Annotated in this window: 20 protein-coding genes; 14 read left to right on the top strand and 6 right to left on the bottom strand. The window is 63.3% G+C overall.

What is annotated here, in order from left to right; translation table 11 throughout:
- Positions 1 to 153: 153 nt before the first annotated feature.
- Both K323_RS0106275 and K323_RS0106270 read left to right on the top strand, forming a co-directional pair.
- Complete coding sequence (locus K323_RS0106275) at positions 154 to 1,485, top strand: APC family permease (RefSeq protein WP_022884435.1); 1,332 nt, start codon at positions 154 to 156, stop codon at positions 1,483 to 1,485.
- 140 nt (positions 1,486 to 1,625) lie between these two features.
- A complete protein-coding gene (locus tag K323_RS0106270; RefSeq protein ID WP_051147251.1) occupies positions 1,626 to 2,699 on the top strand; it encodes a LacI family DNA-binding transcriptional regulator in 1,074 nt (357 codons plus the stop codon).
- Between the two features lie 179 nt (positions 2,700 to 2,878).
- Here the strand turns inward: K323_RS0106270 and soxR are convergent, their stop codons facing one another.
- Entirely contained in the window at positions 2,879 to 3,334 is a 456-nt protein-coding gene (gene soxR / locus K323_RS0106265; protein ID WP_026851316.1) for a redox-sensitive transcriptional activator SoxR, read from the bottom strand.
- Between the two features lie 78 nt (positions 3,335 to 3,412).
- Between soxR and K323_RS24565 the strand changes: the two genes are divergently transcribed.
- The 12 genes from K323_RS24565 to nrdF all read left to right on the top strand — a co-directional run bounded on the left by K323_RS24565 (position 3,413) and on the right by nrdF (position 18,762).
- Entirely contained in the window at positions 3,413 to 4,858 is a 1,446-nt protein-coding gene (locus K323_RS24565) for an MFS transporter (protein ID WP_245570933.1), read from the top strand.
- 377 nt (positions 4,859 to 5,235) lie between these two features.
- Positions 5,236 to 7,002 carry a ribulokinase gene (gene araB / locus K323_RS24560; protein ID WP_051147250.1) on the top strand — a complete coding sequence of 589 codons (1,767 nt, stop codon included), beginning with the start codon at positions 5,236 to 5,238 and terminating at the stop codon, positions 7,000 to 7,002.
- Positions 6,999 to 7,709, top strand: coding sequence for an L-ribulose-5-phosphate 4-epimerase (locus K323_RS0106250; protein ID WP_022884431.1), 711 nt, complete (start codon positions 6,999 to 7,001; stop codon positions 7,707 to 7,709). Before araB ends, K323_RS0106250 begins: the two co-directional genes overlap by 4 nt.
- Complete coding sequence (gene araA / locus K323_RS0106245) at positions 7,709 to 9,226, top strand: L-arabinose isomerase (RefSeq protein ID WP_022884430.1); 1,518 nt, start codon at positions 7,709 to 7,711, stop codon at positions 9,224 to 9,226. The genes K323_RS0106250 and araA overlap by 1 nt, the downstream gene beginning before the upstream one ends.
- A gap of 82 nt (positions 9,227 to 9,308) precedes the next feature.
- Positions 9,309 to 10,433, top strand: coding sequence for a multiple monosaccharide ABC transporter substrate-binding protein (gene chvE / locus K323_RS0106240; RefSeq protein ID WP_026851315.1), 1,125 nt, complete (start codon positions 9,309 to 9,311; stop codon positions 10,431 to 10,433).
- A gap of 106 nt (positions 10,434 to 10,539) precedes the next feature.
- On the top strand, positions 10,540 to 12,069 hold the full coding sequence (gene mmsA / locus K323_RS0106235) for a multiple monosaccharide ABC transporter ATP-binding protein (protein WP_022884428.1): 1,530 nt from the start codon (positions 10,540 to 10,542) through the stop codon (positions 12,067 to 12,069).
- A 6-nt stretch (positions 12,070 to 12,075) separates the two neighbouring features.
- Positions 12,076 to 13,263: a multiple monosaccharide ABC transporter permease gene (mmsB, locus tag K323_RS0106230; protein ID WP_022884427.1), complete on the top strand. Its 1,188-nt coding sequence runs from the start codon at positions 12,076 to 12,078 to the stop codon at positions 13,261 to 13,263.
- 250 nt (positions 13,264 to 13,513) lie between these two features.
- A complete protein-coding gene (locus K323_RS0106225) occupies positions 13,514 to 14,500 on the top strand; it encodes a type IV toxin-antitoxin system AbiEi family antitoxin domain-containing protein (protein ID WP_169515612.1) in 987 nt (328 codons plus the stop codon).
- Positions 14,501 to 14,867: 367 nt separating this feature from the next.
- The gene (nrdH, locus tag K323_RS0106220) at positions 14,868 to 15,101 is read left to right on the top strand and encodes a glutaredoxin-like protein NrdH (protein WP_022884425.1); all 234 of its coding nucleotides are present in this window, start codon (positions 14,868 to 14,870) and stop codon (positions 15,099 to 15,101) included.
- Between the two features lie 99 nt (positions 15,102 to 15,200).
- Entirely contained in the window at positions 15,201 to 15,608 is a 408-nt protein-coding gene (gene nrdI, locus K323_RS0106215) for a class Ib ribonucleoside-diphosphate reductase assembly flavoprotein NrdI (protein ID WP_022884424.1), read from the top strand.
- A gap of 23 nt (positions 15,609 to 15,631) precedes the next feature.
- The gene (gene nrdE, locus K323_RS0106210; protein ID WP_022884423.1) at positions 15,632 to 17,737 is read left to right on the top strand and encodes a class 1b ribonucleoside-diphosphate reductase subunit alpha; all 2,106 of its coding nucleotides are present in this window, start codon (positions 15,632 to 15,634) and stop codon (positions 17,735 to 17,737) included.
- A gap of 50 nt (positions 17,738 to 17,787) precedes the next feature.
- Positions 17,788 to 18,762, top strand: a complete 975-nt coding sequence (gene nrdF, locus K323_RS0106205) for a class 1b ribonucleoside-diphosphate reductase subunit beta (protein ID WP_022884422.1) — start codon at positions 17,788 to 17,790, stop codon at positions 18,760 to 18,762.
- A gap of 36 nt (positions 18,763 to 18,798) precedes the next feature.
- Here nrdF and K323_RS0106200 read toward each other — a convergent pair whose 3' ends face one another.
- The 5 genes from K323_RS0106200 to K323_RS24550 all read right to left on the bottom strand — a co-directional run bounded on the left by K323_RS0106200 (position 18,799) and on the right by K323_RS24550 (position 23,669).
- Positions 18,799 to 20,430, bottom strand: a complete 1,632-nt coding sequence (locus tag K323_RS0106200; RefSeq protein ID WP_026851313.1) for an AMP-binding protein — start codon at positions 20,428 to 20,430, stop codon at positions 18,799 to 18,801.
- Complete coding sequence (locus K323_RS0106195; RefSeq protein WP_022884420.1) at positions 20,427 to 21,254, bottom strand: alpha/beta fold hydrolase; 828 nt, start codon at positions 21,252 to 21,254, stop codon at positions 20,427 to 20,429. The genes K323_RS0106200 and K323_RS0106195 overlap by 4 nt, the downstream gene beginning before the upstream one ends.
- Positions 21,251 to 21,994, bottom strand: a complete 744-nt coding sequence (locus tag K323_RS28795) for a hypothetical protein (RefSeq protein ID WP_022884419.1) — start codon at positions 21,992 to 21,994, stop codon at positions 21,251 to 21,253. Before K323_RS28795 ends, K323_RS0106195 begins: the two co-directional genes overlap by 4 nt.
- 114 nt (positions 21,995 to 22,108) lie before the next feature.
- Positions 22,109 to 23,020 carry a hydroxymethylglutaryl-CoA lyase gene (locus tag K323_RS0106185; RefSeq protein WP_022884418.1) on the bottom strand — a complete coding sequence of 304 codons (912 nt, stop codon included), beginning with the start codon at positions 23,018 to 23,020 and terminating at the stop codon, positions 22,109 to 22,111.
- Positions 23,007 to 23,669: a GntR family transcriptional regulator gene (locus tag K323_RS24550; RefSeq protein ID WP_051147236.1), complete on the bottom strand. Its 663-nt coding sequence runs from the start codon at positions 23,667 to 23,669 to the stop codon at positions 23,007 to 23,009. The genes K323_RS0106185 and K323_RS24550 overlap by 14 nt, the downstream gene beginning before the upstream one ends.
- Positions 23,670 to 23,834 lie beyond the last annotated feature (165 nt).

Here is a 23,834-nt window from a genome sequence, read left to right as displayed (position 1 = left end):
GTTGTGCCGACTGTCGCTGCTCCTGCGGCGATTCCCGGCGCATACGGCGACGACCGGCGACGACCGGCGGGCACGGCCAGCAATGGCAGTTTATGTACGAAGTGTGTCATATCTGCCATTTTGAAGTGTCGCGTTTACCGGCATGATGAACCAGTGACCACTCCGAACACCGTGCCAGCAGCGTCGACAGCTGCGCCGATATCGACGGCGACGGATGCGACATCCGTTCACACGGGAAGCCTAGGCCTGATGCAGGGAACGGCCCTCTACATCGCGGCGGTTCTTGGCACCGGGATCCTGGTTCTGCCCGGCCTGGCGGCCACCGCGGCCGGACCCGCCTCGATCGTCGCCGTATTGGCCGTCTTCGTGCTCTCGATTCCGCTCGCCGGAACCTTCGCGGCGCTCGCCAGCCGTTACCCAGACCCCGGCGGCGTCGCCAGCTATGTTCGCCGGGCACTCGGCCAGACCTGGGCACGCATGGCTGGCTACTGGTTCTTCTTCGGCGTCGGCGCGGGTGCACCCGTTGTGGCCATGCTCGGAGCTGAGTACGTCGTGGCCATCGTCGGCGCAGACCGCTCGGCCGTGGTCTGGGTTGCACTGGCGATCTTCGTGCCGCCGATCGCATCGAACTACTTCGGCCTGCGCGTGTCTGGCGTGGTGCAACTGGTGCTGACCGGCGCGCTGCTGTTCGTGGTGATCGGAGTTGTGTCGGTCGCCTTGCCCGCCGCGGATCCGACAAATTTCGAACCGTTCCTGCCGAACGGCTGGGGCGGCGTCGGCACCGCGATCAGCCTGTTCGTCTGGGCGTTTGCCGGTTGGGAGATCGGCACCCACATCTCCGGCGAGTTCAAGAATCCGCGCCGCGTCATCCCGATCGCCACCGGCATCGCTCTCGTTGTCGTTGGCGTCGCATACTTCGCACTGCAGTACGTGACGGTCGCCGTGCTCGGCGAGGCGGCGGGACGCGGCCAGGTTCCGCTGCTCGACCTGGTGTCGACGTCGACGCTCGGTGTCGGTCCGGTCCTCGTTGCCGTGATCGCCGCGATCGTCGCCCTCGGAGTTCTCAACGTGTATCTCGGCGCATTCGCGAAGCTCGGGGCGTCGCTCGGGCGCGACGGCGACCTGCCCCGCTGGATGGCGCGCGGCGTCGAGTCCGGTGGCGTTCCGCGTCGCAGCCTCACCGTGGTGGTTGTCATTTCGGCGATCTACTTCACTCTGATGGTGCTGCAGGGGTACGACCTCACCCCGTTCATCCTGATCCACACCAGTTCCATGGTGTGCATCTATGTGCTCGGGATGATTGCAGCCGTGCGTCTGCTCACGGCACGGAGTTTCGGGTGGTGGCTCGCCGTGGCGTCCGTTGTGCTCACCCTCGGGTTACTTGTGCTCGCCGGGCCGAACCTGCTGGTGCCAGCGGTGCTGGCCGTGGCATCCGTCATCGTCGCCCTGGTGAAGCGCCGCGCGCGCTCTCGCACCGTCGCCTGAAGCGAAGGTCGACCCGGCTGCAGAGGGTTCCCGGCCTGAGCGACGCGCAATGTGACAGTCACATTGTGCTGTCCACTGTCTCGCTGCGGTGACTGCGCTGTGTGCATAATTGACCTGCGTTCACAAGTGTGACCGTGCACATGAACACCGTGCACAGGAAAGCCAGGTATCTGTCCGTGAAAGTCGAGTCTCCTCGGGGTCGTGCCCCCAGCATCCGTGATGTCGCACGCCTGGCCGGGGTGTCGCACCAGACCGTGTCACGCGTGCTGAACGACCACCCGAGCATTCGCGACACCACAAAAGCGCGCGTGCTGCAGGTGATGGAGGAGCTGCAATACCGACCGAACCGTGCTGCCCGCGCGCTGGTGAAGGGGCGTTCCCGCACCATCGGGGTGCTGAGCGCGTCGAGCTCGGAGTATGGCCCGGCGAGCAGTATTGCAGCGATTCAGGACGCGGCCAGGGACGCCGGCTACTACGTCAACACTGCGAACCTGACGTCGGTCGATCCGGAGTCGATTGCGGCGGCCCTCGACCACCTCATGTACCAGGCAGTCGAGGGAATCGTGGTGATCGCGCCGCAGGTTCGGGTATTCGACGCCCTCGAGAACCTGGCGATCGACGTGCCGTTCGTCAGCCTCCAGTCAACAGGCCGGCTCGGCGACCATGCGCTCTCTGTCGACCAGATCGCCGGTGCCCGGCTCGCCACACGGCACCTGATCGAGGCCGGCCACACCGACATTTACCATCTGGCCGGCCCGCAGGACTGGATCGAGGCTGAGGCGCGGATGCGCGGCTTCCTCGAGGAGATGGGCGCGCAGGATGTTCCAACGACGGCTCCGATCCTCGGCGACTGGACCGCAGACTTTGGCTACCACGCCGGACGCGAGCTGCTGCGGGTGCGCGACTTCACGGCCATCTTCTCGTCGAACGATCAGATGGCGCTCGGGCTGATGCACGCCTTCCGTGATGCGGGCCTCGACATTCCGCGCGACGTGAGCATCGTCGGTTTCGACGACATTCCGGAGGCCGCGCACTTCTGGCCGCCGCTGACAACCGTGCGGCAGGACTTCGCCGAAGTCGGAAAGCGCGCGATCGCCCTCCTGCTCGGAGACCTCGCCGGCGACACGTTGGAGGAGGACACTGTGGAGGAGTACCGCAGCACGATCATGCCGGAACTCGTCGTGCGCGCTTCGACCGGGCCGCCCGCGTCCTGACGCCTGCGGCATCCGTCGCCTGCGCGTACCTGATGACGCGCCTGGTCGTGTCCGCCGCGCTGGGTGGCTGGGCCCGCGTTTTTGTGGCGAGGCCCACCTTTTTATCCTGGGCCCGGTCGCAAAACCTGGGCCCGGTTGGAGCAGCGGCAGGAGCCAGCGGGTGATGGGTGCTGTCCGCCTCAGTCCTGCCAGCGCCGGGGCCCGATGCCGCCTTCGCCGAGCTGGTCGTCTGGGTTCTGCAAGGCGCAGGTGCGAAGGCTCAGGCAGCCGCAGCCGATGCAGCCGGTGAGGTCGTTCCGCAGGTGCTCGAGCGCGGCGATGCGCTCGTCGAGCTCCTCGCGCCAGACCCGCGACAGTCGTGCCCAGTCCGCCTTGGTCGGCGTGCGCTCCTCTGGCAGCGACGCGAGAGCGGTACGGATGTCGGCGAGCGGAATGCCGACCCGCTGCGACACCCGGATGAACGCGACCCGACGTAGTGCGTCTCGCCGGTAGCGCCGCTGGTTGCCGCTCGTGCGCTCACTATCCAGCAACCCCTTGCGCTCGTAGAAGTGCAGCGCAGACACCGCCACCCCGCTGCGCGCAGCCAGGTCGCCGACCGTGAGCGTTGCGTGCCGTCCTCCACCGATCTGCCCCATTCGCATCTCCTTCTGGTGTCAAAGCTGCATGCGCAAAAGCTTGACCTCAACATTAGTTGAGGTCTTAGGCTGGCGCCCGTGACCGTGGATAATCGAGAAGTGACCAAGACGACGGATGCCGGAACCGGCCAGGCAGAAGCTGACGAACCAGGCGGCGTGCTCAGCGTTCGCTACCGCTGGATCAGCATCGGCATGTGCGCGCTCATCCTGCTGTCGGCATTCGAGTCGCTCGCCGTGACGACGATCATGCCGAGCGTCAGCGCTGAGCTGGACGGCCAGTCGCTCTATGCGCTCGCCTTCGCCGGCCCTCTCGCGGTCAGCGTGGTGGGGATGGTGCTGGCCGGCAACTGGGCTGACCGGCGCGGTCCTCGTGCGCCGCTCTACGCAGCCGTCGCCCTCTTCATCGTTGGCCTTCTCGTCGCCGGCACCGCGCCGAGCATGGAGCTGTTGGTCACCGGACGCCTGATTCACGGCTTCGGCGGTGGCGCGCTGACGGTTGCCCTCTACGTCATCGTGGCGCGGGTCTACCCTGCTCGGCTGCAGCCGAGCATCTTCGCCGGGTTCGCGGCCGCGTGGGTCATACCTTCGCTGGTCGGCCCGTTCGTGGCCGGCGTGGTCGCAGACACGGTCGGCTGGCCGTGGGTGTTCCTCGGCGTTGTGCTGCTGGTGGTGCCGGCGCTGTTCATGGTGGTGCCGGCCATGCGCGGGCTCAGCGACAGTCCGCAAACGGATGCTGCGCCCTGGAGCACTGCGCGCATAGCCTGGTCGGCGCTGGCGGCAGTGGCCGTACTCGTGCTGAACCTCTCCGCCGGTGCGGGGGATCTGCTGCGCTGGGTGTTGCCGTTCGTCGCGATCATCGCGCTGGCCTTCGCGCTTCGGCCGCTCCTGCCGGTCGGGACGCTCCGCGCGGCATTCGGTCTGCCGAGCGTGGTGTTGCTGCGCGGGCTGATCGCCGGGTCGTTCTTCGCCGCCGAGATCTACGTGCCGTACCTGCTGACCGCCGAATACGGGCTCACCGCGTCGATGGCAGGGCTGGCCCTCACCCTCGGAGGCCTGGCCTGGGCGAGTGCGTCGTGGGTGCAGGGGCGATTCTCTGACCGGCTCGACCACCGGGCGTGCCTCCGCATCGGTCTCCTGCTGCTCGGCTTCGCGCTGACAGTGGTGCTGGTCGGTGCGATGCTCGGGATGGCGGCCGTGTTGCTGATTATCGGCTGGGGTTTTGCCGGCGCCGGAATGGGCCTCATGTACCCGCGCACCTCGGTGATGGCGCTTCAATCGTCGACCCAACTGAACCAGGGCTTCGTGAGTTCGGCGATCTCCATCTCGGATGCGATCGGCTCAGCCGTCGCAATCGCCCTGACCGGCATCGTGTTCACCGCCCTCGTGCCGATGGGCGGCGTGTGGCCGTTCGTGGGCTGCTTCGCGCTCGCCGTCGCGCTCTGGCTGCTCGGTGGTGGTGCCAGCCTGCGGGCCTCGGTGTCGGTGCCTGGGGCGGGCGCCAGCACCGCGGCATCCGTCGCCTGACGTCGTGCGAGATGGGAAACGACTACCGCTGCTGGCACCCGAAAATGTCCTGGGCACCCGCAATTGCGGGTGCCCAGGACATTTCTGAGTGCCCGGACCCTCGACCCACGGGCGAATACCGCCGCCGACACCCGTGGCGGGCAGGGTTACCGAACCGAGACCTTCGGGACTTGACAGGCGAAACCCGAATGCGGCTAACATAGGCTGATCAATGTGACCGTTCACATTCGGGCACATCGTCGCCACAGCACCACCCATCAGGTCACGGCAGCACGCCGCGCAACACCAACGCCATCCGCACCAGGTACGGACAAGGGAGTCGATTCGTGAGCACGCCCGCCACGCAGCCAGGCACAGCCTCGACCGAGTCGGGCGGGTTGGCCGCGGGCACAGCACCGGTCGCAGAACGGGCCTCCTCCACTGCAGCAGCCGCTGGCGAGCAGTACGTCATCGGAATCGACTACGGCACCCTCTCGGGCCGTGCCGTGGTGGTGCGGGTCTCCGACGGCGCCGAACTCGGCAGCGCGGTGCTCGACTACCCGCACGCCGTGATGGATACCACCCTCGCTGCAACCGGCAAGCAACTCCCGCCAGACTGGGCGCTCCAGGTTCCGCAGGACTACATCGACGTGCTGAAGTCTGCCGTGCCCGCCGCGGTCGCGAACGCCGGCATCGACCCGGCGCAGGTGATCGGCGTCGGTACCGACTTCACCGCCTGCACAATGGTTCCCGTCATCGCAGACGGCACGCCGCTGAACGAACTTCCGGAGTACGCCGATCGTCCGCACGCCTACGTGAAGCTGTGGAAGCACCACGCTGCCCAGCCGCACGCCGACCGCATCAACGACCTCGCCGCCGAGCGCGGCGAGAGGTGGCTGCCGCGCTACGGCGGACTGATTTCCAGTGAGTGGGAGTTCGCCAAGGGCCTGCAGCTGCTCGAGGAAGACCCAGAGCTCTACAACCGCATGGACCACTGGGTCGAGGCCGCAGACTGGATCGTCTGGCAGCTCACCGGCCAGTACGTGCGCAACGCCTGCACGGCCGGTTACAAGGGGATACTGCAGGACGGCCAGTACCCGAGCGAGGAGTTCCTCGGAGCGCTGAACCCCGATTTCGCCACGTTCGCCATCGACAAAGTGGCCCACGAGATCGGCCAGCTCGGCGCATCCGCCGGTGGCTTGAGCGCACAGGCGGCCGAGTGGATCGGCCTGCCGGAGGGCATCGCCGTCGCCGTCGGCAATGTCGACGCCCACGTCACCGCCCCGGCCGCACAGGCCGTGGAGCCCGGCCAGATGGTCGCCATCATGGGCACATCCACCTGTCACGTCATGAACTCAGACTCCCTCGCCGAGGTCCCCGGCATGTGCGGCGTCGTCGACGGTGGCATCGTCTCCGGGCTCTATGGCTACGAGGCCGGCCAGTCCGGCGTCGGCGACATCTTCGCCTGGTACGTGAACAACCAGGTTCCGCAGGCCTATTTCGAGGCAGCGGATGCCGCGGGCACCAGCATCCACCAGTATCTGACCGACCTCGCTGCCGTTGCACCGGTCGGAGCGCACGGTCTGGTCGCGCTCGACTGGCACAGCGGCAACCGTTCTGTGCTGGTCGACCACGAACTCTCCGGCGTTGTCGTCGGCACGACGCTGGCCACCCGCACGGAGGAGACCTACCGCGCCCTGCTCGAGTCCACCGCGTTCGGCACCCGCACCATCGTTGAGACGTTCAACACGGCCGGAGTGCCCGTCACCGAGTTCATCGTCGCCGGCGGACTCCTCAAGAACCCCTTCCTGATGCAGACCTACAGTGACGTGCTTCGCCTGCCGATCTCCACAATCGCCAGCGACCAGGGGCCCGCACTCGGCTCCGCCATTCACGCGGCCGTCGCCGCTGGCGCATACCCCGACGTGCGCGCCGCAGGGAAATCGATGGGCAAGCTGAACAAGAACGTGTATATGCCGAACGAGGAATCTGCCGCAGCGTACGACCGCCTCTTCGCCGAGTACACGCTGCTCTACGACTACTTCGGTCGTGGCGGCAATGACGTGATGCACCGGCTGCGCGCGCTCAAGCGCGAGGCAGCGGCATCCGTTGGACAGGCAACGGATGCCACCTCCGCGGCCGGCAAAGCTGAGGTTCAGGCATGAGCACCTATGGTCCGCAGGTCGAGGTCGCCGTCGCCCGGGTGCGCGCCGACATCGCCCGCCTGCACTCCGAGCTGACCCGCAACGGCCTGGTCGTCTGGACCGGCGGCAACGTCTCAGGACGAGTCCCGGGCGCCGACCTGTTCGTGATCAAGCCCAGCGGTGTCGACTATGCAGACCTCGCCCCAGAGAACATGATCCTCTGCGACCTCGACGGCGCTGTCATTCCCGGTACGCCCGGCTCCGAACGTTCGCCGTCCAGCGACACCGCCGCCCACGCATACGTCTACCGGAATATGCCAGAGGTCGGCGGGGTCGTGCACACCCACTCGACCTACGCCACCGCCTGGGCAGCCCGCGCCGAAGCCATTCCCTGTGTTATCACTGCCATGGCAGACGAGTTCGGCGGAGAGATCCCGATCGGCCCATTCGCCATCATTGGTGACGACTCCATCGGCCGGGGCATCGTCGACACGCTCACCGGGCATCGTTCCCGCGCCGTCCTGATGCAGAACCACGGCCCGTTCACCATCGGCAAAGACGCTCGCGACGCGGTCAAGGCCGCGGTCATGGTCGAAGACGTCGCCCGCACGGTGCACATCGCCCGCCAGGGCGGCGAGCTGGTGCCCATCCCGCAAGCCGCCGTCGACTCCCTCTTCGACCGCTATCAGAACGTTTACGGGCAAGCCCCACAAGGAGCACTGAAGTAATGCCGGCACTCTCCACCACCCTCGACCAGTACGAGATCTGGTTCTTCACCGGAAGCCAGAACCTCTACGGCGAGGAGACCCTCCGCCAGGTCGCCGACCAGTCCCAGGAGATTGCCCGCGCCCTCGATGCGGCCGGCGACATTCCGGTGAAGGTCGTCTGGAAGCCGGTTCTGAAGGACTCCGATTCCATCCGCCGTGCCGCCCTCGACGCCAACGCGAACGACAACGTCATCGGCCTGATCGCCTGGATGCACACGTTCTCGCCCGCGAAGATGTGGATCGCCGGGCTCGATGCGCTCACGAAGCCGCTGCTGCATCTGCACACGCAGGCAAACGTCGAACTGCCGTGGGCCGACATCGACTTCGACTTCATGAACCTCAATCAGGCCGCGCACGGCGACCGCGAATTCGGTTACATCCAGACTCGTCTCGGCGTCGCCCGCAAGACGGTCGTCGGCCATGTGTCGAACCCCGGCGTCACCGCGCAGATCGGCAGCTGGAGCCGCGCCGCAGCAGGCTGGGCAGCTTCCCGCAGCCTGAAGGTCGCCCGTTTCGGCGACAACATGCGTTACGTCGCCGTCACAGAGGGCGACAAGACCGAGGCCGAGCTCCGCTTCGGCGTTCAGGTCAACACCTGGGGCGTCAATGAACTCGCGGATGCCGTGCACGCGTCAAGCGATGCGGCCATCGACGCGCTGGTGGCTGAGTACGAAGACCTCTACGAGGTTGTTCCAGAACTCCGCAATGGCGGCGATCGCCACGAGTCGCTCCGCTATGGGGCTGCCATCGAGCTCGGGCTCTTGTCGTTCCTCGAAGAGGGCGGATTCGGCGCATTCACCACCAGTTTCGAAGACCTCGGCGCCTTGCGGCAGCTGCCGGGCCTCGCCGTGCAGCGGCTGATGGCCGCAGGCTACGGCTTCGGGGCAGAAGGCGACTGGAAGACATCCGTTCTCGTGCGCATCGCCAACGTGATGGGGGCCGGCCTGCCCGGCGGTGCCAGCCTGATGGAGGACTACACCTACGACCTGGTGCCCGGCCAGGAGCTCATCCTCGGTGCCCACATGCTCGAGGTGAGTCCGGCGCTGACGACCACCAAACCGACGCTGGAGATCCACCCGCTCGGCATCGGCGGCAAGGAAGACCCGGTTCGCCTGGTCTTCAACGCCGACCCGGGCCCGGCGGTCGTTGTCGCGATGAGCGACATGCGCGACCGGTTCCGACTGGTGGCCAACGTCGTTGAGGTCGTCGAACCGACCGCGGCACTGCCGAACCTTCCTGTGGGTCGCGCGGTGTGGCGCCCTGAACCGGACTTCGCGACTTCCGCCGCCGCCTGGCTGACCGCCGGTGCCGCCCACCACACCGTGATGTCGACCGCCGTCGGCATCGAGGTGTTCCACGATTTCGCCGAGATCGCTCGTACAGAGCTTCTCGTGATCGACAAGACCACCACCCTGCGTGATTTCACGCGCGAGGTGCGCTGGAACCAGGCCTACTACCGACTGGCACAGGGCCTGTAATCACCGCAGTTCCCACGGATTCACCATCGATAAAGATTCACACTCGAACACAGCATCACAAAACAGTATGGAAGGAAACACAGTGAAGAAGAGCAAGGTATTCCTCGGCATTGCTGCCGCAGGCCTCGCACTGTCGCTCGCCGCGTGCAGCGGAGGGCGTGGAGGCTCAGACGAAGGCGCAGACGCCGGTGGCGACATCGACAAGTCGGCCATCACGGTCGGCGTTGCCATGCCGACCCAGCAGTCAGAGCGCTGGATCGCGGACGGCGACAACGTCAAGTCAGCGCTGGAAGACCTCGGTTACAAGGTCGACCTGCAGTTCGCCAACGACGAGATCGCGACCCAGGTCTCCCAGATCGAGAACATGATCGCCAAGGGCGCCAAGGCCCTGATCGTCGCCTCGATCGACGGCACCACCCTGACCGACGTGCTGCAGAGCGCGGCCGACCAGGACATTCCCGTCATCGCGTATGACCGTCTGATCCTCGGCACCGAGAACGTCGACTACTACACCACCTTCGACAACTACAAGGTGGGCGTGCAGCAGGCGACCTCCCTGCTGACCGGCCTCGGCATCCTCGACGCCGACGGCAAGGAGACTGGCGCTGCCGGCCCGTTCAACGTCGAGTTGTTCGCGGGAAGCCCCGATGACAACAACGCCACGTTCTTCTGGAACGGCGCGATGGACACCCTGCAGCCGTACCTCGACTCTAAGGTGCTGAACGTACCGAGCGGCCAGCTCGACTTCGAGCAGGCTGCCATCCTCCGCTGGCTGCCGGAGACGGCCCAGGAGCGCATGGAGAACCTGCTCACCATCGACGGTTCCGCCAAGATCGACGGCGTGCTCTCCCCGTATGACGGCCTCTCCATCGGCATCATCTCCGCTCTCACCAGCGGCGGCTACTCGGCTGATGCACTGCCGGTCATCACCGGTCAGGACGCCGAGGTCGGTTCGGTCAAGTCGATCATCGCGGGCGAGCAGTACTCGACGATCTACAAGGACACCCGCGAACTGGGCAAGCAGGCCGTCAGCATGGTTGACGCCATCCTGACCGGCGAAGAGGTCGAGGTGAACGACGAAGAAACCTACGACAACGAGGTGAAGGTCGTTCCGTCCTTCCTGCTTGAGTCGCAGATCGTTACGGTGGACAACTACAAGGAAATCCTGATCGACGGTGGCTACTACACCGAGGACGACCTCAAGTAAACAACCCTCGGAGTGGGAGCTTGGCCGGCCACCGCCGGTCAGGCTCCCACACCCAGCGCAACCCATTGCCCCAGCGCAGTGTGTCCGAACCAGAAGTGAGACCGGAATGAATCAGAACATTCTCGAGATGCGCGACATCACCAAGACCTTCCCTGGGGTCAAGGCGCTGCAGAACGTCAACCTCAGCGTTGCCCGCGGCGAGATTCACGCCATCTGCGGTGAGAACGGTGCAGGCAAGTCGACGCTCATGAACGTGCTCTCCGGCGTGTATCCGCATGGCAGCTACGAGGGCGACATCGTCTTCGAAGACGGCGTGGTGACCTTCGGCGACATCCGTGACAGCGAACGCAGTGGCATCGTCATCATTCATCAGGAGCTCGCCCTGAGCCCCTACCTCTCGATCGCCGAGAACATCTTCCTCGGCAACGAACAGCAGAAGAACGGCTGGATCGACTGGCAGAAAACCAACCTGGAGGCGGCGAAGCTGCTGGCCAGGGTCGGGCTGAAAGACAACCCCGTCACCAAGATCTCCGACATCGGCGTCGGCAAGCAGCAACTGGTCGAGATCGCCAAGGCGCTCTCGAAGGAGGTCAAGCTCCTCATTCTCGACGAGCCGACCGCAGCGCTGAACGACGAGGACTCCGCGCACCTGCTCGACCTGATGCGCCACCTCAAGGAGCAGGGCATCACCTCGATCATCATCAGCCACAAGTTGAACGAGATCAAGGCGATCGCCGACTCCGTCACCATCCTCCGCGACGGGCGCACCATCGAGACGCTCGACCTGAAGACTCAGGCTGTTTCAGAGGAACGCATCATCAAGGGCATGGTCGGCCGCGACCTGGAGAGCCGGTACCCGGATCGCACGCCGAAGATCGGCGACGAGATCCTGCGCATCGAGGACTGGACGGTGCATCACCCACAGGAGTCGTCGCGTGTGGTCATCGACAACGCCCACCTCAACGTGCGAGCGGGCGAAGTGGTCGGCATCGCCGGCCTGATGGGTGCGGGTCGCACCGAGCTGGCGATGAGCGTCTTCGGGCGCAGCTACGGGGCAGGTATCTCCGGCCGCGTGTACATGCACGGCAAGGAAGTGAAGACCCACACCGTGCGCCAGGCGATCGACCACGGCATCGCCTATGCGACGGAGGACCGGAAGAAGTACGGCCTCAACCTGCTCGAAGACATCAAACGCAATATCTCGGCTGCCGCACTCGGCAAGCTCGCGAAGAACGGCTGGGTCGACGGCGGCAAGGAGATCGTCGTCGCTGACGAGTACCGCAAGTCGATGAACATCAAGGCGCCATCGGTGTCGTCACTGACCGGCAAGCTCTCCGGCGGCAACCAGCAGAAGGTGGTGCTGAGCAAGTGGATGTTCGCCGACCCGGAGGTGCTCATCCTCGATGAGCCCACCCGTGGCATCGACGTCGGTGCCAAGTACGAGATCTACACCATCATCAACAAGCTCGCAGCGCAGGGCAAGGCGATCATCGTGATCTCCTCCGAACTGCCGGAGCTGCTGGGAATCTGCGATCGCATCTATGCGCTCTCGGCCGGCCGGATCACCGGCGAGGTGGCGATCAAAGATGCCAATCCCGAAATCCTCATGCAGTACATGACCCAGGAAAAGGAATAACGCATCATGGCATCCATCAACGAGGCAATCGGGTTCCTGGCCTCCCGACTTCGGCAAATCGGAATCTTCATCGCCCTCCTGGTCATCGTCATCCTGTTCCAGGTGCTCACAGGCGGCGCACTCCTGCAGCCGAACAACGTGTCGAACATCATCGTGCAGAACAGCTACATCCTGATTCTCGCGATCGGCATGGTGATGGTGATCATCGCCGGGCACATCGACCTCTCTGTCGGTTCGGTCGCGGCGTTCGTCGGGGCCATGACCGGCGTGATGATCCAGTCGTGGGACTTCCCCTGGTGGGCGGCCATCCTCGGCGGCCTTGTCGTCGGCGCCCTGGTCGGGGCCTGGCAGGGCTACTGGATCGCGTTCGTTCGCATCCCGGCCTTCATCGTCACCCTGGCCGGCATGCTGATCTTCCGCGGTCTCACCCAGATCGTGCTCGGCAGCAGGCAGATCACCCCGTTCCCCACCGAGTACCGCGCGCTGGGCGGCGGCTTCCTGCCTGACCCGAGCGGCGGCACGTCGTACCTGGAGTGGGTGACGGTCGGACTCGGTGTGCTCGCAACTTTGTTCCTCGTCGTCGGCCAGATGCGCCAGCGCGCGGCGCGCGTCAAGCTGAACGTCGAAGACGAGCCCCTGGCCTGGTTCATCACCAAGCTCGCATTCATGGCCGTGCTCATCCTCGGTGTGACCTACCTGCTCTCGAGCTTCCGCGGCACGCCCATCGTGCTGGTGGTGCTCGGGGCGCTTGTGGTCGTTTACAGCGCGGTGATGAACCGCAGCGTGTTCGGCCGCCACATCTACGCGATCGGCGGCAACCTGCACGCGGCAGAGCTCTCCGGTATCAAGACCAAGTGGGTGGACTTCTACCTCTTCGTCAACATCGGCGTGCTGTCTGCCCTGGCCGGCATCGTCTTCACCGGCCGCCTGAACTCGGCTGGGCCTGGGGCGGGCAACCTGTTCGAGCTCGATGCGATCGCTGCGGCCTTCATCGGCGGCGCGGCTGTGCAGGGCGGCATCGGCACGATCACCGGCGCCATCACCGGTGGTCTGATCATGGGTGTGCTGAACAACGGCATGTCGCTGATGGGTGTCGGAACCGACTACCAGCAGTTCATCAAGGGCATGGTGCTGCTGATCGCGGTCGCGTTCGACGTGATGAACAAGCGCCGCGCCGCCCGCTCCAGCAAGTAGCGCCGCTCGCCGCGCCCGCCGGCACCCACAAGTAGCGCCTCCCGCGCCGCGCCCGCCGGCACCCGAAAATGTCCTGGGCACCCGCAATTGCGGGTGCCCAGGACATTTCTGAGTGCCAGGGCTGTCGACTCGCACACGAGACGCGGCCACGAGACGCGGCACTCCTCCACAACGGATGGCGCGGCTGTGTTCTCCACGGATTCGGCCGTCCGCACTATGGCGGGCTGGTGACCAGGCCATGCTGGTCGCCATGAGGGATCAGTTGGAGACCGTGGCCGCCCGCGATGCCGGATTGTTGACGACTGCGGCACTGCAAGAACGGGGCATCTCGCCGCACCGCGTTGGATCACTTGTCTCCAGCGGTGTCTTGGTGCGGGTTCGCCACGGAATGTACGTCGAGGGTTCGCAGTGGCGAGCGGCGACAGCCGACGAGCGCTATGTCTACTTCGTGCGGGCGACGGCTGCGGGCGCGCGTCGCCCGGCCGTGCTCTCTCACGTCTCAGCGGCGGCGCTGCACGGATTGCCTACCGTCGGCCCGTGGCCACGGGCGGTTCACACGATCGACGAGGACGCAACCGGCGGAAGCAACGGACGGTTCACCGTCCGTCACCGGAATGTGGCACAGCCTGGCACCGTGCGAATCCAAGGCATTGTGGTGACGTCACTTGTGCGCACGCTCATCGACGTGGCGACGACGTCGAGCTTTCTCGTGGGCGTCGTCATGGTGGATCACGCACTGGGGGTCGAACAGCGGCGGGTTCGCGATGAATCAAAACTCGGCATTCGTGGCGTTCCCGCGTTGACCAAAGCCGATCTTCTCGCCGAGTTGGAGAGGGTGAATCCGCGCACGGGGGCACAACGCGCCAGGCAGGTGATCCACTTCGCGAACGCACTTTCGGCCAACCCGGGCGAAACACTCGGCCGAGTGCGCATGTTCGAGCTGGGGTTCGAGGTGCCAGAGCTGCAGGTGCATTTCGCGGTCAACGGGAACGACTACTGGGTGGACTACTTTTGGCGGGGAGTACGCAAGATTGGGGAGTTCGACGGACTGCTCAAGTACACGCGCGGCGCGGTGCTGGGTGACCGAGACCCGGCTGACGTCGTGGTTGCGGAAAAGCTGCACGAGGACGAACTGCGCCCGCTGGTGAACAGCTTCTGCCGGTGGACCTGGGATATCGCGATCTCTCCGCGGCTGTTTCACCGCTTCCTCCTCGAACACGATGTGCCTCGCGCCTGAGGGGCCAGCCTCATGTCGGTGGCTCGTGGGAGAGTGCGAGAGTGGCACCAACACAATTCATCGCACCACAATGCGACACGCCGGAGAGAATTCCACAGGCAAAAAATCACCCTCGAGAGTGCCTGTGGATAACTTGTCCGGGTTCCGCGTGAAATGGCCTCTGATGCGAAAAAGGGCTGTTGAGAACTGGTGGAATGCCGGTGGATAACTACACAATTGTAATTACTGCATGTAGTGGCCGTTCCTATTTGCTATCACTAGATGTAGTATTGAGAGACGGGTTAAGCACTACAGCAAGACCCCGGTTTCACCGCATATTGCATGATATGAACACTGTTTGTGAACGACGAGAAAGGGCCACATCGAGATGGCAATCACGGTCTACACCAAGCCTTCCTGCGTTCAGTGCACGGCCACCTACCGCGCCCTGGACAGCAAGGGCATCGAGTACGAAGTCTTCGACCTGTCGGCCGACGAGAAGGCGCTCGAAGCAGTCAAGGCCCTCGGCTACCTGCAGGCCCCGGTTGTCATCACCGACGAAGATCACTGGTCGGGATTCCGCCCAGACAAGATCCAGGAACTCGCCGACCGCATCGCCTGAGCCCTCCCGCTCGCACCGCGCCACTGCTTGTCGGGGCGCACGTACGGTTTGGCCCGCTCTCCATGTCAAATCTGGGATCCAAGCAAAAGGGGGTGTCTGATGACCGAAATCGTGTACTTCTCCAGTATTTCCGGCAATACCCGCCGGTTCGTGGAGAAGCTTGGCCGGCCCGCTCAGCGCATCCCGCTCTATGCCAGGGATGAGCCGCTTCGTGTCGACCGGCCGTATGTACTGTGCCTGCCGACTTACGGGGGCGGCAACGGGCACGGGGCGGTACCAAAACAGGTGATCCGGTTTCTCAACGACGAGAAGAACCGTTCACTGATCAGGGGCGTCATCGGCGCCGGCAACACCAATTTCGGCGAGGCGTATTGTCTCGCGGGGGACATCGTCGCTGCCAAGTGCAAGGTTCCCCACCTGTATCGCGTTGAAGTATTCGGAACACTAGACGATGTGCGCACCGTCGACGAAGGATTGGAATCATTTTGGAAGCGTCAGTCTCAGTAATCGATGCCCCCTCAGGGCAGGGGATGGACTACCACTCGCTCAACGCGATGCTCAACCTCTATGGGCCGAACGGCGAGATCCAGTTCGACAAGGACCGCGAGGCCGCCAGGGAGTACTTCCTGCAGCACGTGAACCAGAACACGGTGTTCTTCCACAGCCTCAAGGAACGGCTCGACTACCTGGTCGAGAAGGAGTACTACGAGCAGGCTGTGCTCGACCAGTATTCGTTCGAGTTCATCACGAAGCTCAACGACCTGGCGTACTCGAAGAAGTTCCGCTTCCAGACCTTCCTCGGCGCGTTCAAGTACTACACCTCGTACACGCTGAAGACCTTCGACGGCAAGCGCTATCTCGAGCGATTCGAAGACCGCGTCGTGATGACGGCGCTCGGCCTGGCCGGCGGCGACGAGGAGCTCGCCGTGAACCTGGTCGAGGAGATCATCGCCGGCCGCTTCCAGCCGGCCACCCCCACCTTCTTGAACTCTGGCAAGGCACAGCGCGGCGAGCTCGTCTCCTGCTTCCTGCTGCGCATCGAAGACAACATGGAATCGATCTCCCGCGGGATCAACTCGTCGCTGCAGCTGTCCAAGCGTGGTGGGGGCGTCGCGCTGCTGCTGTCGAACATCCGTGAAGCCGGCGCACCGATCAAGCAGATCGAGAACCAGTCGAGCGGCATCATCCCGGTGATGAAGCTCCTCGAAGACTCCTTCAGCTATGCAAACCAGCTGGGTGCCCGACAGGGTGCCGGTGCGGTCTACCTGCACGCCCACCACCCCGACATCATGCGCTTCCTCGACACCAAGCGTGAGAACGCCGACGAGAAGGTGCGTATCAAGACGCTCTCCCTCGGCGTGGTCATCCCCGACATCACCTTTGAGCTCGCGAAGAAGGGTGAGGACATGTACCTGTTCTCCCCGTATGACGTTGAGAAGGTCTACGGAGTGCCGTTCGGCGACATCTCGGTGAGCGAGAAGTACCAGGAGATGGTCGACAACCCGCGCATCAAGAAGACGAAGATGAAGGCGCGCGACTTCTTCCAGACCCTCGCGGAGATCCAGTTCGAGTCCGGCTACCCGTACATCGTCTACGAAGACACCGTGAACAAGGCGAACCCGATCAAGGGTCGCATCAACATGTCGAACCTGTGCTCGGAGATCCTCCAGGTCAACACCCCGACCACGTACAACGAAGACCTCTCATACGACCAAATCGGCAAGGACATCTCCTGCAACCTCGGGTCGATGAACATCGCCCTGGCGATGGACTCCCCAGACTTCGGCCGCACGGTCGAGACCGCCATTCGCGGACTCAACTCGGTCTCTGAGCAGAGCCACATCTCATCCGTTCGCTCGATCGAAGACGGCAACGACCAGTCGCACGCCATCGGCCTCGGCCAGATGAACCTGCACGGGTACCTGGCGCGCGAGCGGGTGTACTACGGCAGCGAAGAGGGCATCGACTTCACGAACATCTACTTCTACACCGTGCTGTTCCACGCGCTGAAGGCATCGAACACGCTCGCCATTGAGCGGGGCAAGGCGTTCGTCGGTTTCGAGGACTCCACCTATGCATCCGGGGCGTTCTTCGAGAAGTACACCGACCAGGTGTGGGAGCCGGCCACCGCACGCGGCGCTGAGCTGTTCGACAACGCCGGCGTTCGCATCCCGACCCAGGCGGACTGGGCCGAGCTGAAGGCATCCGTCATCGAACACGGCATCTACAACCAGAACCTGCAGGCCGTGCCGCCGACTGGCTCGATTTCGTACATCAACAACTCGACGGCGTCGATCCACCCGATCGCCTCGAAGATCGAGATCCGCAAGGAAGGCAAGCTCGGGCGGGTGTACTTCCCGGCGCCGTTCATGACGAACGACAACCTGGACTACTACCAGGACTCGTACGAGATCGGTGCAGAGAAGATCATCGACACCTACGCGGCGGCCACCCAGCACGTCGACCAGGGGCTGTCGCTGACGCTTTTCTTCAAGGACACCGCCACCACGCGCGACATCAACAAGGCCCAGATCTACGCCTGGAAGAGCGGCATCAAGACGATCTACTACATCCGCCTTCGCCAGATGGCGCTTGAGGGGACCGAAATTGAGGGCTGTGTTTCCTGCGCACTTTAATGCCACCGCCGGTGAACGTCGCATCTCTCCACTGAACCAAAGGAACAACAATGATTGACAAGCTGAAGTTGGTCGACCACGTGCAGGCGATCAACTGGAACAGGATCGAAGACGAGAAGGATGTCGAGGTCTGGAACCGGCTTGTCAACAACTTCTGGCTGCCGGAGAAGATTCCGCTGTCGAACGACGTGCAGTCGTGGAATACGCTCACGCCAGACGAACAGCTGCTGACCATGCGGGTGTTCACCGGGCTGACGCTGCTCGACACGATCCAGGGCACTGTTGGCGCGGTGTCGTTGATTCCGGATGCGATCACGCCGCACGAGGAGGCCGTCTACACGAACATCGCGTTCATGGAATCGGTGCACGCCAAGAGTTACTCGTCGATCTTCTCGACGCTCTGCTCGACGAAGGAGATCGACGAGGCGTTCCGCTGGTCGACAGAGAACGTGAACCTTCAGAAGAAGGCGTCGATCATCATGGATTACTACCAGGGTGATGATCCGCTGAAGCGCAAGGTCGCTTCGACCCTGCTCGAATCGTTCCTGTTCTACTCCGGGTTCTATCTGCCGATGTATTGGTCGAGCCGGGCCAAGCTCACGAACACGGCCGATCTCATCCGTCTCATCATTCGTGATGAAGCGGTGCATGGGTACTACATCGGTTACAAGTTCCAGAAGGGCCTCGAGAAGGTATCCGAGGAGCGCCGCGACGAGATCAAGGACTACGCCTTCAACCTCATGTTCGAGTTGTACGAGAACGAGGTGCAGTACACGCAGGACCTGTATGACGGTGTCGGCCTGACCGAAGACGTGAAGAAGTTCCTGCACTACAACGCGAACAAGGCGTTGATGAATCTGGGTTACGAACCGATGTTCCCGAAGACGGTGACGGATGTGAATCCGGCGATTCTGTCTGCACTGTCGCCGAACGCAGATGAGAACCACGACTTCTTCTCGGGCTCCGGGTCGTCGTATGTGATCGGCAAGGCCGTCAACACCGAAGACGAGGACTGGGACTTCTAGCCCGACGCGGATGTCGTCGTTTCGCGATTTAGTAATTCACGACGTGATCCGCTCCTGTGCCCATTCCCTCAAGGTCGCGACTCGGATCTTGCTTCCGTTCGTGCCGACTGTGGTGGGCATCTCCTCAATCACGTGAATGACCGCAGGGACCTTGAAGCGTGCCAGGCTCTCTCGGCACCAGGCGCGCAGATCGTCACCGGTGGGCCATTCTCCCCCTGCCGTCAGGGTCACAAATCCGATGGCAACCGTCTCGCCTTCATTGTCACGCAGGCCGACGACCTTGGCGGTGTGCACGGCTGGGTGCTCGCCGAGTCGGCGTTCGATCTCCGCCGGTTCCACCAGAAAGCCGCGCAGTCTCAGCACGTCGCCCGCGCGGCAGATATAAACGAATCCCCCGTCGTCAGTGAGGGTGCCGAAGTCACCGCTCTGGAACCAGCCGTCCTCTGTGAATGCTTTCGCGCCTTCACCTTCATCGCCGAGATAGGCATCGACCGCGTTAGGTCCTTGGAATTGCAGCTCACCCTCGCCGGATTCCAGCACTTCGCCGGTGAACGGGTCTGCGACGCGGGCCTTGATGTCGGTGGAGACGGGGATTCCGCCGCCGTTCCAGCGCCGGGGCAACTCGGTCTCGGGTGGCCAGAAAGCGAGCAGCCCGAACAGCTCGGAGGAGCCGTAGACTCCGGCAGCGATCGTTCCGAATTCATCCTGAGCCCACTGTGCGATCTCATGGGTGCGACCGAGGAAGTCCGCCATGTGGATACGACGCCACGCCGACAGATCAACAGGATTGTCGTACCAGGCCGTCTTCATCCGCGTGAGCATGTCATCCGCCCCTGTGAAGTGCGTCACCTTGTACTTGGCCATGGCAGCGACGAGCTCATGCTCGTTGAAAACAGGATGCAGGAGCGTGACGGCTCCGGAGACGATCGTCGCTAAGACGAGGTTGAAACCGTACACGCCCGAGAACGGAACAGCGGCCACCATTACGTCGCGCTCCTGCAAATCCATACCGGATGCATCGGCGAAAGCGTGATGGATGACACCGAATTCGCTGTGCGCGGCCAGTTTCGGCATACCGGTGGATCCGGATGTCGTGAAGGCGACGGCCAAGTCCGCACCAGAGCCGGTGCGCGCGGGTGCCGGAAGGGGCGCGACTGCGGCTCGCTCTGCAGCACCGTCGGTTGACCAAACTCCGCCGCCCAAATCGTAGGACTGCGGTTGCGGCACGCGACCGTTCCCCGGTCCTGCCACGGGAACCACGGCAGGAATCTCCTCCAGGGCGATCTCGAGCAGTGCAGCCTTCGCCTTTCCCAGCAGGTCCAAGCGCTGAAAGCCGTGCGCCATGGCGATGACTTTCGGACGGGCCTTCCGGAGCACGTGGCCCACTTCGGCCAGGTTGTAGCGGGTGTTGATGCCGATTACATGGGCGCCCACCGCTGAGGCGGCGAATTGCCAGGCGACGACCGTCGACCAGTTCGGCAGCCAGGTCGCCACACAGTCTCCCGAGCTGATGCCTTGCGCGCGAAGAAGTGCGGCAATGGCATCCGTTTCTCGGAGAAATTCGCCCCGGCTGACGGCAACGTAGTCGTCCTGGATGCATTCCAGGAAGATCGGAGCAAAAGGATCCTTCGTCGTCAGATCCTTCAGGATGCTGTACAAGCCGTTCATCGTTCCTCCGTCGCGGTGCTGATACTTGAGCGGGCCAGCCATTGATGTATGAATTGGGCGAAGTCCGGCATTTCTTCCATTGGATAGTGACCTACGCCGTTGAGGTAGGTGAACTCGGCGCCATCGATCCCGGCTGCAGTGCGTTCGACGGCTTTGGGGTCAACCCACAAGTCATCAGTTCCGAGAACCAGCCGGGCAGGCGCGGTTATCTGCGTCAAAGTGCTGACGACGTCATGGCTGCCCCAGCCGATAAGATCCGACGTGGACACTTCTGGATCCTCACGGCAGTGCATGCGGGCGATGAGGTCTCGCTGCTCATCGGGCACTGCAGAGCCGACTACGGCGCGAGTGCCGTAGAAGGTCCTGTCCGTTCTGCTCGGAGCCGCAATGTCTTCGAGTTCGCGTTTGAGACCGCTGACGTTGGCTCGGCCAGGCTCCGCACTGGCTGCCATCGCGATGATAGCGCTGATCCGGTCGCCCATCCGGGTGGCGACGTCAAGGGATATCTTGCCTCCGATCGAACAGCCGACGATTACCGGCATCTTCAACTGGAGGTGCTCGATCAAACTGACGCACCATCCGGCATAGTCCCCGAGGTCGGTTACCGCACCACCCGGCCGAGGTTCGCTACGGCCATGGCCAGGTAGGTCTGGAACGATCACCCGATAACCGAGAAGAGCGAGCTCTGCGGCTGCATAACGATACTGGACACCACTTTGGCCTGCGGTGTGAATGCAGAAAAGCGGTGTGCCTTCGCCCCAGTCCTCGATGAAGGCCAACGCGCCCTCAATCTCCACATATCGTGCCTGAAGATTTGACGTCATCGGGTTCCTCCTTCTCGTGAAGCCGCGCGGGCCGCGTCGATGATGAAGACCAGCGCCTTGGTCATGCGCAAGTATTCGTAGCCACTGCCTGAGGTGCGGAACTCACCTTTCATCGCGCGGTCCATGAAGTCGTTGCGTTCTCCGAGGATGAGTCCGAGCCAGACATGGTCTTCAGCCGAAAGCGTGAAATCGGCGCCGTGGATTGCGCGATGCGTCACCTCGACGATGGTGCCCCGGTATAGGCGGAAGTGGACTTCGTTCACCCCGTCAGAAAGGCCGAGAGTGCCGTCGTAAGCGCTGATGGCGTCGGTGAATCGGTCATCATTCGAGAGGTGGGAGACCAGTTGCCTTCCCCACTCGACGGTGCAGAACTGAAAACGGTCCTCGGCATCGATGCCGGCGATTTCGGGCGAGGTGAATTCGCAGCTGCCCTGCTCCAACGTGTCGTTTCCAGCTATCAGCCGCACGCGAGTGTTCAACACCGAACCGCCCGTAATTCCGTTGCGGACGCGTGTGACGATCAGTTCATGTCGAACCGTCTGTCCCGCGGTTATCGCCCGCTGGCACTCCCACTTTGAGCGAACGAGATTCCACCCCGGCGCGTCGATCCGCAGCGTACTGAGCAGGCTGCTGAGCCCGTATCCCGGCATGCTCGAAGACTTGGGCGTCTCTGTCGCTGCCTCATGGCCTGTGGGGAGTCCGTCGAAGCCCCAGATCGGGCCCGACGGACCATCATCCATCTCGATTACACGGTGTTCTCCGCTGATATACGTGCGGCCAAGCAATAATTCAACGATTGCGCTCTCCTTTGATACGTAAGGAACCGCTTCCTACCCTTCTCAAGGTGGGGCGGATCATGACGAATGAGGGAAGTCTCCGGCTTTCGGCAAGAGGGATTGGATGGGACTGCCCAAGTGCCCGCTGAGCCAATCGGCCGTATCGCACAGGTCTTTCAAGTCGAGGCCATCGCTCAGACCCGAGTTCCGGCGGAGTGAATACAGCAGGTCTTCGGTACCGATGTTGCCGGTCGCGAGGGGGGCGAAGGGACAGCCTCCGAAGCCGCCAACAGCGGAGTCGAGTGCGATCGTTCCGGCGCCCTCAATATCTGCGGCGCTCAGAGCGTTCGCGTATCCGCTATTGCGAGTGTTATGGAAGTGGAATCGTAGCCGCCGACCGTGCAGGAGAGGACCGACCATGCTGGCGACTTCGTTGACCTGGCGGGGTACGGCGACGCCGATCGTGTCTGCAAAGGCGATCTCATCGATGTCCATGTCGGTGACTGCGAGTACAACCTCATGAAGGCGAGGGAGCTGCACCTCGCCCTCAAACGGGCACCCGAAGGCGACGGCGAGCGTGACCGAGATGTTCAACCGCGCTTCGCGGGCCAAGGCGACCGAGTCCCGGGTTTCCTCGATCATCTCAGCCACCGTCTTGCCCTGGTTTCTGCTGCTGAAGCCGTCGGTCACCGGCAGCACGACATTGACTTCGGAGACGGGAGTGAGGGCGGCGCGTTCCACCCCTCTCTGGTTCAGAACGAGTCCGATGTAGGAAACGCCGCGGTCAAGGGGAACTGCAGCTAAGACGTCCTCGGCGCCCTTCATCTGCGGGACCTTTTTCGGGTGGACGAAGCTGACCGCTTCCATTCTCCGAACACCGGCGTCAACCAGTCGGGTGATCAATTCTGCGCGAACATCGATGTCCAAAGTTTTGGCTTCGTTCTGAAGGCCATCGCGCGGACCGACTTCGACGATTTCAATCGCGGTCATTTGATGACTCCTCCTTCACTATTCGTCGCGCTTGCAGGTCATTCTTCAGTGAGTTCCTCGCACCACTGATATGCACTTTCATGGCCATTTCGGCGAGCGGACGATCGTGCCGTTCCATGCCCTCGATCAGCTGTCGATGCTGACTGACACTGCGCGCGAGCTGTTCGTCTGAGTAGGTTTCAAATGTTGCTCGTGCCAGGCTCGCCGAGGTGAGGGTTGAGATGAAAGTCGCTAACCGGCTATTCTGCGCCGCATCCACTACTGCTCGATGGAATGCCAGGTTGATTCGCGACATTTCCTCCGGGGAGGACGATGCTGCCGCCCGCTCGAAGTCCTGCTGGATCTCCTTGAGCCGCTTGAGGCCTGGCTCGTCGATACGCTGCGCGGCAAGTCCGGCAGCAAATCCTTCGAGAAGCATTCTCAGCTCGAAGAGTTCCTCGAGGTCGTCCCCGTCAGCCACCGAAACCGTGGCGCCACGATTGGGGATGATTGTCACGTGACCTTCCGCGGCCAGGCGTTGAAGTGCTTCTCGAACCGGCGTTCGCGACGTTTTTAGTTCCTCCGCCAGGCCCGCTTCCCGCAGACGCTTCCCAGGCTCGTCGGTACCCGAAACTATTCTGGCGAGGATCTTCTCATAGGCGACGGACACCGCGCCTTCTCGGGTTGTCCGTGCTGCGTTCGTTCTGAGCTGGGGCAATCCCGCTTCAGAATGTGGCATCCCTGTCATCCTTGGTTCCTCCAGCGGACGGGCACTCTATCGATGGACGGACGTACCGCGGTTGACCCTGCGATTGGCGTCACCCTATGATTGTAT

Source organism: Glaciibacter superstes DSM 21135 (genome assembly GCF_000421145.1).
Classification (GTDB): domain Bacteria; phylum Actinomycetota; class Actinomycetes; order Actinomycetales; family Microbacteriaceae; genus Cryobacterium; species Cryobacterium superstes.
Note: the sequence above shows the minus strand (reverse complement) of the source record. Positions and strands in the feature narration are given on the sequence as shown.